This is a genomic window from Pseudomonas sp. KT_2_4, assembly GCF_041410225.1.
GTDB lineage: Bacteria > Pseudomonadota > Gammaproteobacteria > Pseudomonadales > Pseudomonadaceae > Aquipseudomonas > Aquipseudomonas paracarnis.
On the sequence record NZ_CP166962.1, the window covers coordinates 2,163,084 to 2,173,814 of the forward strand.

Sequence of the window (10,731 nt, forward strand, 5' to 3'; positions counted from 1 at the left end):
GCAAGGGGGAAATTGCATCCGGCACGCTCGTCTAATCTGACGAAGCTTGTTCGATTGGCCTCCCAGAGGGCACCTGAGGACGTTTTGCTGGCACCTTGGAGCGCCAACGCCCTTCCAGACTGATAGCGGCGACGCTGGCCAGCACGACCACTGCGCCCAGCATCACCTGCAGGGTGACGTGTTCGCCAAGCAGCGTGGCGGCCATCAGCATGGCAACCGGTGGAATCAGGTACATCGCCACCGACGCACGACTGACCTCGACGTGCTTCAACACATAACCCCAGGCCAGATAGGCCAAGGCACTGGGAAAAATACCCAGCACCAGCACGGCGAGATTCTCCCCCATCGGTGCCTGCACGATGGCGGCGGGCAGTCCCGGCAGGTTCACGCACAGCATCAGCGTGCCGGACCACACCATGTAGCACGCCATCGTCAACGGGCTGTAGCGATGGGCGTAATGTCGCTGGATGGCGAAGTACACACTCCATGAGCAGGCCGCCAACAAGATCAGCAAACCCCGTGGGTTGAGATCGCCCATGCCCTGGTCGCCCCAGATCACCACCAGTACGCCAGCCAACCCCAACAGTACGCAACCCCAGCGCCAGGCGCTGACCTGCTCTTTCAAGCAGAAAAACGCGATCAACACACTGAACAACGGCGCCGACTGTGCCAACACACTCGACGCTGCCGCCGTCACCCATTGCTGCCCATGATTGAGACTGGTGTGGTGCAGGAACACCCCGAAAAAGCCCAGCACCAACAACCACGGCAGGTCGCGCAATGGTGGCCGTCCAATTCCCACCCCCCAGGCCACGCAGCCCATGAATACCGACGCGATCAAAAACCGCAGCAGCGCCAATTGGCCGGGGCTATAACTGTGCAACCCCATGTGTACGCCGATGGGCGAATACGCCCAGCAGAGGATGACGCTGGCAATGACTAGCGTAAGCTTCAGAGGTGACGGAGTATTCATCGACAGCATCCACGCAAAAGGAATGCTGCCAGTCTTGGCCCAGGCCAGGCATAGGACAATTAAGCGTTTCTGACTTCTGAAATCATTGGAACTGAGCAATGGAACTGGCCCAACTGAAAATGGTGCGAGCCGTGGCGCAAACCGGCAGCGTGGCCCAGGCGGCACTGCAATTGCACTGTGTGCCGTCCAACATCACCACGCGCATCAAGCAGCTGGAAAGCGAGTTGGGCACGCCGCTGTTTATCCGTGCTGGCCGAGGGCTGGCGATCAGCGCTGCGGGAGAAATCTTCCTGGATTACTGCGAACGTATCCTGGCCTTGGTGGATGAATCCAAACGCGCGGTGGATGCCAGCGCCATTCCCCGTGGCACCTTGCGCATCGGTGCGGTGGAATCCAGTGCCAGCGGGCGCTTGCCGCCGCTGCTGGCGGAATACCACCGGCGTTATCCCAATGTCAGCCTGGAACTGGTCACCGGTGCCTGGGCGCAACTGCTGGACGACCTGCAGCACCACCGCCTGGACGTGGCGCTGGTGGCCGCCGGCGGCAAACGCACGAAGCTGGAACAGAGCGTGGTCTACAGCGAACGCCTGGTGCTGATCGCCAGCGCGTGCAGCGCGCCTATCAATAGCGCCGAAGACTTGGCCGGCCGTACATTGCTGGTATGGCCGCCGGGCTGCCCTTATCGCGCAGCCCTGGAAAACTGGCTCAAGCCCCATAACGTCAAGCCAGCGATTGCCTGCTATGCAAGCTGGGGCACGATCATCGGTTGCGTCAGCGCGGGGATTGGCGTGGCGTTGGCACCCGAGGGGATCCTGGCGCGCTATGAACAGGCCAATCAGTTGGCGTCTTATCGCTTTGAAGCGCTGACGCCCGTGGACAACCTGTTGTTCTGGCATACGGACACCCAGCGGCACCTGGCGCGAGATGCGTTCGCCGGGCTACTGCGCGAGACCTTTGGCTGACTTGCTCGCTCCTACAATTTAGGGCTTCGGGGCAGCCAACCGTGCGTACTGGCCCTGGCTGATCCAGCCCGTGAAAGAGCGGTCGTCAGCGTTGATGAATTCCACCTGCGCCCAACCGTCCTTGAACGCCAGTACGCCCACCACGTCATGCTTGACGATGTAGGGCCGCTTTGCCGCTTTGGCGCCCGGCGTTTTAAGCAGGTAAGCCTTGTCGGCAGACACCGTCACCAAGCCGATCCATTGTTTGCTGGCGGTCTGGCTCAGCTCCAGGCCCGTGGCGATTTCCGGCATCAGCACATTGATGCAGCCAGGGTGTTGGCGGCCCTGCGCCACGGTCAGGGTCACCCCGTCGGGCGCCGCGGCCAAACTGCCTGGGTAGGCAGCGTCCCGCCAGGTGGTGAGCGCTTCGGGCTTGCCTTGCAGGTAGAACGTGCAACCACGGGCCACACCCTCGCCCATCGATTCCTGATAGAACCCCTCGACCTGATGCCCAGGCGTCACCGCCAGCATCAGCCCTTCATATTTACCTGAATGCAACGCCGCCGAGCCGGCCAACGCGGGCGCCACGGCGCACCACGACAACACTCCCATCGCCAGATAACGAATCATCTTATTTCTTCCCTTCAAAGGCTTCGTAGGCTTGTTTCATCAGGACGTCATAGTTGCCGTAATCGTCGCCATTATAGTTTCGGGCCATGGCGGTAAAATCCTTGTTTTTCATCGCGCTCAACAACGCCGAGTTGTGGCTGCAAAGGCTGAGATAGGCCTTGAGTTGATTACCGGCATTGACCTTCAATGACGCCACGAACTCAAACACCGTCTTGAACCCGCACGCCGCAAAATTGAACCCCATGATTTGAAACATGCCCCAGGAGGCCGACATCAAGGCCGCTTCCTGGTCCAGCGCAAAGGCAGTGGCCATGGTCTCCCAGGCCTTGACCTGATCCTTGTTGTTCGTCTGCCATTGCGGGCCGGCTTTTTTCTTGTAGACATACGACAGCAGCGGCTGCGACTGGTCGTAGATGTGCTTGGTGTACTTGCGAAAGTGGTGCCCTTCAAAGGCGATGATCGGCAACTTGGCAGGCCCGAACCCCACCTTCCCGCCCGACTCCACCGTGGCGAACGCCTTGACCACATTCACCGAAATACCGTTGCCCAGTTGCTTGGCGGCGTTCTGGAAATCCGTATCGCTCAAGGTCGTCCCGCCGTCGCAGGTGGACTGCATCATCAACTGCCGGTTACGCCGCTCGGCCTCGATCACCGCACGCACGCGGTCCAGGTACACATTGACCGTGGCCTGTACCGCATCGATGTTGTTATTGCCGAAAATGTTGAGAAACGTCGGAATGCGCGTGTTAGGAAAAGCCCGCACCGGCACCTTCAACGCCTCTTCGATCAGACTGTTGAACGTTCGCCCGGTGGGGTCGATCACGCCATCGGGATGGGCGTACTTGAGATGGCGAAACTGATACTGGCTGATGCACTGCACCAACTGGCCGTCGCACTTGCCGTTTTCCAGCAAGGCAAACCCCATCTTGGGAATGATCAAATTGAATAGATACTGGATGCACTGAACATCGGCGGGCAAGTTGCGGGCTTTGCCGGGCGTCCCTACCGAAGCACTGATAAGACGAGGCAACCCTTGCAGGCTTTTCATGACAGACATCCTTGTGAGTGAAAGAAGCGATAGCACTTCAATATCAAATCCATGCCCTTGTCATACTCTGAAACAAGTGGCCGGCGCAAGCTAACAAGGCGGTCTGCGGGTTGTCCAGAGGGCTTTATTAAAGTTGTGAAACAGCCGGATTAAATCCGTCAGTAACCGTGGGATTCACGGGTCTTTTGATACTTGTGGTAGTCGAGCCACTCGACCACATCGTAGGGCAGGTACAACTGCACCCTGGCCCGTGAAATCGCGATATACACCGCACAGAGTCTTTGATCGAACGCGTAGGCGTCCTGGAACTTCACGTTGGTCAACAGTTCCGGCGTAAGCAATACCCGGTCGAACTCCATGCCGCCCGCATCCTGCGCCAGCATCAACAGGACGCGCTCGTCCGGATGGCCGATCAACCTGTTCAAACGCGTGACATCCGCCACGTTAAAGCCTTTTTCCAGTTCGGCCTCGACCCACAGAAACGCCTCATCGAACTGGCAGGCTTCGCGCACCTGCTGCCAATCGGCCATGTCACTGAAAAACGCATGGGGGCCGAGGTCATTGAACTCATTGCTATAGAAATCGGGTTTGAACAACGCGATGACCGTGTCCATGAAATGCTTGAGCGACTGCTGGGCCTCTTTGCTCGCCAGGCCGAACGCACAACGGGCGTGGCTCAGTTGGATCGCCCACTGCATGGTGTCCCAATGGGAAGCGGTCAACACCACGCAACCTTGCGGGGGTACAAAACCCTGCGGATAAAACTCAATGCCGACATCGGCATCGCGTGCGCCCTCGAAAAGCGATTTGCTTTTTTCCGAGTGCAAGCTGATCAACGGGTTGACCAGGCGCTCGACATTGCGCCCGGAACGCACGGAGTAGCACACGTCGGTATGGCGAACCTCACGGGCGCGTTTGACCACGCCGCCACTGGCCTGCTGATACTCATCCCCCAAAGTGATCAGCACCTGGCGGCCGCGCTCGATGATTTGCAGCAACGGCGCGGGGATGTCCTGGCTCTCATCGATGAGCACGTGGGTATAGCGCTCGGGGACGACGCAGCCTGCAAGGCTGGCGCGCTTGATCATCAACAAGGCTTCAAACCCGGTATGCCGGCCCCAGGCCGGGTTCGCCTCAAGGTAGCCCCACAACCGGCTGGCATATTCGAGCAGCACCCTGGCATCGACGCCGGCGAGCGGTTGCTTGAAATGCGGCAAATGCTGGGCCGACAAGCTGTACTCCCAAGAGCGGCAGTAGGCTTCAAGCACCTTGAGGCACACCTCCACTACCGCTTGCCCTTCCAGGCGACGAAAACCAAAGATATTCAGTTCTTGGGCGAGCGCCTGCTTGGTCGGCACCCTCACCGGCGCATTCAGCGGCTTTGGCCTGGGGCCATGCAATAGAGCATGGGCGAAGTCCTGAAAGGTATGCCCGGCCTTACGCTCCCGCGCTCCCACCATGCGAGCACGCAGGGTTTCGAGTTTTGCCGGGGTGCGTGCCAGCAGCAAGGTCTTTTCCGGGCGCAGGTGCTCCAGCAAGGCCACCAGCAGGTGACTCTTGCCAATGCCTGCGTAGCCTTGCACATGCAGGTCTTCGTTCAGGTTGGCACGGAAGGTTCTGAGCAGCTTGTCCTGCTCGGCGCTCAACCAGCGCTCGCGATGCCTGGGCGTGATCACCTGCTGGCTGAACGGATCATTGGCCTTGAGATGGCGGACTTTATACTCGACGTCCCATTTGCCACTGGGTAACAGGTAGTCCTGCGCCTGGACTTCCTCCTCCAGCAGAAAGCGCAGCTTCAGGCTTTTGACCACATTGAGGCCGAAGTACAGCTTCCTCTGATCGAACAGCCGCTGCGCTTCAGAGAGCAGGGACACACTGGCCGAATGGCGGGCATCGACTGCCCAGTCAATCAGCTTGGCCAACACTTTTTCAGCACCGTTGGCGCTAAGGTCGCTTTCCGGCACCTGCGCCAGGTTCTGGATCACCAACACCGCCGCCAATTGGGGCTCACTCAGGGCTACAAGCGCATCGAAACCCTCACTGCCCAACAACCCCGCACAGGTGTGCTCGGTGATCGGCAAGAAAACAGGGCTGGATAAATTGAAATGTTCCGAGTGCATAGAGCCTCGTAGCCAGGGGAAGAGACGCTTGGGAGTATGCCACTAGACGGGAAATGACCGTCATGCACTGTGCAGGAAGCATCACAGATGACGGGCTGAAAATAACTTGAGATTTAGAAGGGACTGCAGAAGGGAGCGTTATGGAGGCAACCCCACCAGCCACACCCCGGCACACAATGTTCCCGCTGTGGCTGCTGCCTTCCGGCTCTGACCAGGTTCACGGGTAATCGTTGCGGGGGGACCGATGGGGTCACCATAACGACGCTGCCTCTCGGCAAGCCGCGCCATTGTACCCATCTCATCGGAAGTTACAACCGTTGGTTCCGGATTAAAAAATGAGAAGGCTCAAGCACTTGCCATAACCCCATCAGCCCTGCCGCCTTCTTCCTGGATGACCAGGTGAATAAAGTGCAGCTTGGCAATCACCGCGGGCGGCAGCACGAAGGGGTAGAAATCCGGCTGGCCCATGGCGCGGGACAGTTCGTTGAGCATGCCGGCCAGTTCGATCCAGGCATTGACGAAGGAAAGGAATGCCGGGCCTCCAGGGTGTTGCGGGTCGTAGAGCGTGGTCAGGGGGAATGGCTGGTAATCCAGGTCCATCTCGCGGGCGCTCATACCAAAGCCCAGGGCCGTGTCCACGGCGTCCATCATGTGCAAGTAGTGGGCCCAGGTTTCGGCCCAGTCTTCCCAGGGGTGCATGGTGGCGTAGGCGCTCACGCAGGTGAGTTGCCAGTCAGGGCGCGGGCCGTTCTGGTAGTGCTGGTCGAGGGCCTCGGCATAACTGGCGCGTTCGTCGCCGAACAGGTTGCGAAAATGAGGGAGCCAGTGGCTGTTGGCGATCAGGCGGTCCCAGTAGTAATGACCGACTTCATGGCGAAAATGGCCGAGCAAGGTGCGGTACGGCTCGCGCATCTGTACGCGGACTTTTTCGCGGTGGGCGTCATCGGCTTCCTTGATGTCCAGGGTGATCAGCCCATTGGCGTGGCCGGTGGTGGGCGCGTTGCCTTCCAGGTCGATACCGATAAAGTCGAAGGCCAGGCCAGTCTCTTCGTCAACGCTCTTGGGCACCACTTGCAGGCCCAGGCTGATCAGTTGCGCGACCAAGCGGCGCTTGGCGGTTTCGACCTTGCGCCAGCGTTCGGGGTTTTCCGCAATTGATAGGTCAGGAATGGTGCGGTTCAGGCTACAGGCCACGCACAACGGCGCGGTGCTGTGGGCAGGAATCAGCCAGTTGCACGCAGCCGGTGAGTCGAGGTTGGCGCAGCGCCGAAAAGCGCCAGCATCAAGATTGTCGTCGGCCAGCCAAGTACCGACCACCGGCCCAGGTTGCAGGGACGACAGGCGGCTTTGCTGCGGCTGGTAACCCAACGCCGCCTGGCAGGCCAGGCATTGGCTGTTGCGAAAGAACAGCGACTGGCCACACCGGCATCGCCACACCTTGCTGTTGCGCGAGGTTTCGGCCATGAACGGAGCGGCGATGCGCGTGCTGAGTTGCTCGAAGTAGCGGAACATGGCGATCTCTCCCTGGGTGACAGAGACTAGATCATTTCTCGGGAGAGATCGTTCCCACGCTCCGCGTGGGAATGCCGCCTTGGACGCTCTGCGTCTGCGCGAAGGCCGTGACGCGGAGCGTCACAGGATGCGTTCCCACGCGGAGCGTGGGGACGATCAATCAGACGGTGATGTTGTGCTTGGCCAGGAAGGCGACGAAGGCCTCTTCGTCCAGTACTTTCAGGCCCAGCTCATTGGCCTTGGCCAGTTTCGAGCCGGCGCCGGGTCCCGCCACCACACAGTGGGTTTTCGCCGAAACGGAACCGGCCACCTTGGCCCCCAGGCTTTCGAGCTTGTCCTTGGCCACATCGCGGCTCATCAACTCCAGGGAGCCGGTGAGTACCCAGGTGTGCCCGGCTTCGGGCAAGCCTTCAACGACCTTTTTCTCGCTCTGCCAGTGCATGCCGAAGTCCTTGAGCTGCTGCTCGATGGCCAGGGCATGGTTGGCGTTGTCGGCATTGTCGAAAAACTCCCGTACAGCCTTGGCTTGCTTCTCGGGCAGCGCCTGGCGCATGTCGAGCCAGTCAGCCTTGATGATGCCCTCCAGCGAACCGAACTTGTCCGCGAGCTTCTGCGCCGCGCCCGGTCCCACCGAAGGCACGTGCAGCTTGTCGAGCAAACCGCCCAAGGTGGTGCTGGCGGCGAATTCCGCGCTGAGTTCGCCCTGCTCCTGCAATTGCAGGCCGCATTCGTCTGGCGACAACAGTGCGCCAATCACCTGCTGGTTGTGCCCGTCTTCAAAGAAGCTATGGATCTCATGGGCCACTTCCAGCCCTACATCCGGCAAGTACGTCAGCACCTCTGGCAACGCCTTTTGAACACGCTCCAGGGACGCCAGCGAGCGCGCCAGCACCTTGGCCGTCTCCTCGCCCACATCGGGAATGCCCAAGGCGTAGATAAAGCGTGCCAGGGTCGGGGTCTTGCTGTTTTCGATGGCGCTGATCAGCTTCTTGCTGGAGGTATCGGCAAAGCCTTCCAGGTCGATGATCTGTTCGTATTTGAGCTTGTAGAGATCGGCCGGCGAGCCGATGAGCTGTTCATCCACCAGTTGCTCGATGGTCTTGTCGCCCAGGCCGTCGATGTCCATGGCCCGGCGCGAGACGAAATGAATGATGGCCTGCTTGAGTTGCGCACCGCAGGCCAGACGCCCGACGCAACGGTACACCGCGCCTTCGCTGACGGTTTCCTTGCCCTTACTGCGCTTGACCAACTGCGTGCGCTCCACATGGGAACCGCACACCGGGCAATTTTGCGGGATCTGCACAGCGCGGGCGTTTTCCGGGCGGCGTTCGGTGACCACCGAGACCACCTGCGGAATCACATCACCGGCGCGGCGGATGATCACGGTGTCACCGATCATCAGCCCCAAGCGTGCCACTTCGTCCATGTTGTGCAGGGTGGCATTGGACACGGTCACACCGGCCACCTTGACCGGCTTGAGGCGCGCCACCGGCGTGACCGCACCGGTACGGCCGACCTGGAATTCCACGTCGAGCAGCTCGGTGAGTTCTTCCATGGCCGGGAATTTGTGCGCGATCGCCCAGCGCGGCTCGCGGGCACGGAAGCCCAGTTCACGCTGGTAGGCAATGCTGTTGACCTTGAACACCACGCCGTCGATTTCATAGCCCAGCGCATTGCGGCGCTCGCCGATGTCGCGGTAGTAGTCCAGGCATTCCTGGATGCCCTTGGCCAGCTTCAACTCGTGGCTGATCGGCATGCCCCACTTCTGCAACTGCTTGAGGTTGCCGATATGGGTGTCGCTGATATCCGCGGTCACCTGGCCGATGCCATAGCAGCAGAACTCCAGCGGGCGACTGGCGGTGATCTTCGAATCCAGTTGGCGCAGGCTGCCCGCCGCAGCGTTGCGCGGGTTGGCGAAGGTCTTGCCACCCACTTCCAGTTGCGAGGCGTTCAACCGCTCGAAACCGGCCTTGGACATGAACACTTCACCGCGCACTTCCAGGGTGGCTGGCCAGCCCGTGCCGTGCAGTTTCAGGGGGATATTGCGCACGGTGCGCACGTTGACGCTGATGTCCTCGCCCGTGGTGCCGTCGCCCCGGGTGGCACCGCGCACCAGCTCGCCATCCTGGTACAACAGGCTGACCGCCAGGCCATCCAGCTTCGGCTCGCAGCTGTATTCCACCGCCGCGCCAGCGCCAAACAGATCGCCCACCGGCAGGTCAAGGCCCTCGGTGACCCGGCGATCAAACTCCAGCATGGTGGTTTCATCGAAGGCGTTGCCCAGGCTGAGCATCGGGATCTCGTGCTTGACCTGGGTGAACGCCGACAATGCCGCACTGCCGACCCGCTGCGTCGGCGAATCACGCGTCACCAGTTCCGGGTGCTCGGCCTCCAGGGCTTTGAGCTCGTGGAACAGGCGGTCGTATTCGGCGTCCGGGATGCTCGGCTCGTCGAGGACGTGGTAGCGGTAGTTATGCTGATCCAGTTCAGCGCGCAGTTCGAGGATGCGGGTATGGGCGGCGGTCATGGGTGTTCTCTCATAAAGCAAAAGAGCAGCCGAAGCTGCTCAATATGTTAGTGCACGGATTCTACAGACAACGCTTAAGATCGTTCCTCAGCGTTTCTGTGTCAGGGCGCGACGCTCGAACTCGACGATGCGCTGACGGTAGTGTTCGATGGTCTGGGCGGTGAGCACGCTGCGTTGGTCGTCTTTGAGCTCGCCGTTGAGTTCCTGGGACAGCTTGCGGGCGGCGGCCACCATCACGTCGAACGCTTGTTTGGGGTGACGCGGGCCTGGCAGACCAAGGAAGAAACTCACCGCCGGGGTGCTGAACAGGTCGATATCGTCCAGATCGAACGTGCCCGGCTTGACCGCGTTGGCCATGGAGAACAGCACTTCGCCGTTACCGGCCATGCTTTCGTGACGATGGAAGATATCCATCTCGCCAAAACGCAGGCCGCTTTCGAGGATGTTCTGCAAGAGTGCCGGGCCTTTGAAACCGCCGGCGTCGCGGCAGATCACGCTGATGACCAGCACTTCTTCGGCAGCCGGCTGATCGTTCACCGATTGGCGCGACGCGCTTTTGGTCGCGGTCTCGTCCGGGAAATCATCATCACGGCTGCTGAAGCTCGGGCCGTCGTCAACGTCGAGGTTCAGGTCGCCCTGGTGTGGCTCGGCAACCGCCGCGCCACCACGCTTGCCGCGCTTGGAGGACGGTTCGCGGGCTTCACGCAGCGGGGCGCTCATCGACGGCAGGTCGTGCTCGTCCAGTTGCGGCTCTTTATGGGTATCCAGCACACGGGGCGGCCCAAGCAGCTCGGCGGCGCCGTCGTCGTCAGGCAAGTTGGACAGGTTTCGGTCCAGACGGAACTTGAGCTTGCCCTTGCCACCGCGCATACGGCGCCAGCCATCGAAAAGAATACCGGCAATGACAATGATGCCGATGACGATCAGCCACTCGCGCAGACCGATTTCCATGTAATCCCGTGCCTCTAATAAAAAATGCT

8 protein-coding genes and 1 other RNA gene are annotated in these 10,731 nt (G+C 60.5%); 1 reads left to right on the forward strand and 8 read right to left on the reverse strand.

All coding sequences use genetic code 11. From position 1 onward, the window contains the following. Positions 1 to 31 precede the first annotated feature (31 nt). Positions 32 to 973 (reverse strand): DMT family transporter, encoded by a 942-nt coding sequence (locus AB9N64_RS09920; RefSeq protein ID WP_032874161.1) that lies wholly within the window; start codon positions 971 to 973, stop codon positions 32 to 34. A 98-nt stretch (positions 974 to 1,071) separates the two neighbouring features. Here AB9N64_RS09920 and AB9N64_RS09925 point away from each other — a divergent pair, with 98 nt between their 5' ends. Next, complete coding sequence (locus AB9N64_RS09925) at positions 1,072 to 1,935, forward strand: LysR family transcriptional regulator (protein WP_371360226.1); 864 nt, start codon at positions 1,072 to 1,074, stop codon at positions 1,933 to 1,935. Between the two features lie 18 nt (positions 1,936 to 1,953). Here the strand turns inward: AB9N64_RS09925 and AB9N64_RS09930 are convergent, their stop codons facing one another. The 7 genes from AB9N64_RS09930 to zipA form a co-directional block, all read right to left on the reverse strand. Further along, positions 1,954 to 2,544 carry a hypothetical protein gene (locus AB9N64_RS09930; protein ID WP_020302653.1) on the reverse strand — a complete coding sequence of 197 codons (591 nt, stop codon included), beginning with the start codon at positions 2,542 to 2,544 and terminating at the stop codon, positions 1,954 to 1,956. A 1-nt stretch (position 2,545) separates the two neighbouring features. After that, positions 2,546 to 3,592, reverse strand: coding sequence for an N-acetylmuramidase family protein (locus AB9N64_RS09935; protein ID WP_014719458.1), 1,047 nt, complete (start codon positions 3,590 to 3,592; stop codon positions 2,546 to 2,548). 158 nt (positions 3,593 to 3,750) lie between these two features. Continuing rightward, positions 3,751 to 5,712, reverse strand: a complete 1,962-nt coding sequence (locus AB9N64_RS09940; protein ID WP_019820503.1) for a hypothetical protein — start codon at positions 5,710 to 5,712, stop codon at positions 3,751 to 3,753. Positions 5,713 to 5,862: 150 nt separating this feature from the next. Further along, an RNA gene (ffs, locus tag AB9N64_RS09945) (signal recognition particle sRNA small type) lies at positions 5,863 to 5,959 on the reverse strand. Positions 5,960 to 6,057: 98 nt separating this feature from the next. Continuing rightward, positions 6,058 to 7,224: a putative zinc-binding metallopeptidase gene (locus tag AB9N64_RS09950; protein ID WP_014719460.1), complete on the reverse strand. Its 1,167-nt coding sequence runs from the start codon at positions 7,222 to 7,224 to the stop codon at positions 6,058 to 6,060. Positions 7,225 to 7,384: 160 nt separating this feature from the next. Continuing rightward, positions 7,385 to 9,751 carry an NAD-dependent DNA ligase LigA gene (gene ligA, locus AB9N64_RS09955; protein ID WP_020302651.1) on the reverse strand — a complete coding sequence of 789 codons (2,367 nt, stop codon included), beginning with the start codon at positions 9,749 to 9,751 and terminating at the stop codon, positions 7,385 to 7,387. Positions 9,752 to 9,838: 87 nt separating this feature from the next. Beyond that, the gene (gene zipA / locus AB9N64_RS09960; protein ID WP_014719462.1) at positions 9,839 to 10,702 is read right to left on the reverse strand and encodes a cell division protein ZipA; all 864 of its coding nucleotides are present in this window, start codon (positions 10,700 to 10,702) and stop codon (positions 9,839 to 9,841) included. Positions 10,703 to 10,731 lie beyond the last annotated feature (29 nt).

What these genes read in the sequence shown, in the direction of transcription:
- AB9N64_RS09940 (WP_019820503.1), bottom strand. Translation starts at nt 5,712, where the DNA reads ATGCACTCGGAACATTTCAATTTATCCAGCCCTGTTTTCTTGCCGATC.
- AB9N64_RS09920 (WP_032874161.1), bottom strand. Translation starts at nt 973, where the DNA reads ATGAATACTCCGTCACCTCTGAAGCTTACGCTAGTCATTGCCAGCGTC.
- AB9N64_RS09935 (WP_014719458.1), bottom strand. Translation starts at nt 3,592, where the DNA reads ATGAAAAGCCTGCAAGGGTTGCCTCGTCTTATCAGTGCTTCGGTAGGG.
- zipA (WP_014719462.1), bottom strand. Translation starts at nt 10,702, where the DNA reads ATGGAAATCGGTCTGCGCGAGTGGCTGATCGTCATCGGCATCATTGTC.
- AB9N64_RS09930 (WP_020302653.1), bottom strand. Translation starts at nt 2,544, where the DNA reads ATGATTCGTTATCTGGCGATGGGAGTGTTGTCGTGGTGCGCCGTGGCG.
- AB9N64_RS09950 (WP_014719460.1), bottom strand. Translation starts at nt 7,224, where the DNA reads ATGTTCCGCTACTTCGAGCAACTCAGCACGCGCATCGCCGCTCCGTTC.
- AB9N64_RS09925 (WP_371360226.1), top strand. Translation starts at nt 1,072, where the DNA reads ATGGAACTGGCCCAACTGAAAATGGTGCGAGCCGTGGCGCAAACCGGC.
- ligA (WP_020302651.1), bottom strand. Translation starts at nt 9,751, where the DNA reads ATGACCGCCGCCCATACCCGCATCCTCGAACTGCGCGCTGAACTGGAT.